This is a genomic window from Vibrio sp. D173a (assembly GCF_030248475.1).
In genome coordinates this window covers 1-686 of record NZ_JAHGAH010000773.1, presented here as the reverse complement: position 1 = coordinate 686, position 686 = coordinate 1, and the positions used below count along the sequence as shown (strand labels likewise).

General features: G+C 50.3%; 1 protein-coding gene. It reads left to right on the top strand.

Features of this window, described 5'->3' with window-relative positions:
• A partial coding sequence (locus tag KIV40_RS29175) for a PLP-dependent aminotransferase family protein (protein ID WP_285352721.1) occupies positions 1-686 on the top strand: 686 nt, incomplete at both ends.

The following is a 686-nucleotide window of genomic DNA, read 5'->3' as shown; positions in this document are numbered from 1 at the left end:
TGATACCGTTGTGATGGAGGCGCCAAGCTACCTAGGTGCGATGCAAGTATTTGGTTTAGTCCAAGCGAACATTGTGACTGTGTCTCAAACCGAGTTCGGCCCAAACCTCGACGAACTCGAAACGTGCTTTAAACAGCAGGCACCAAAAATGTTCTATGCGGTACCGGATTTCCATAACCCAACGGGCGTATGCTGGACTCTAGAGAGCCGCCAACAAGTCGCTGCGCTTTGTGAACAATACAACGTCGCTTTCATTGAAGACGCACCTTATCGTGAACTGCGTTTTACCGGCTCTGAGCTGCCACTTGTATCGTCGTTCTGCCCAGATCACTCAATCGTACTGCGTTCATTCTCTAAGATTGCTTCTCCAGGTCTGCGTATCGGCGCGGTAACCGGCAAACGCAGCTACCTTGGACCACTTATCAAGGTTAAACAAGGCGCTGATCTTCACTCCAGCGTTCCGATGCAAGCACTGCTACTTGGCCTGCTTAAGCACCAAGACTTCGGTCTGCATATGGAGAACATCCGCAACCTGTATAAGTCTCGCTACGAGGTGCTGTTCTCTGAGTTGGAGCAAAAACTGCCACAAGGTTGTGTGTTAAAGCCTGTTGATGGCGGCATGTTCATTTGGGTTGAGATCCCAGAGTGCGATACGTTTGAACTGGCTAAGAGCCTGCTTGGTAACG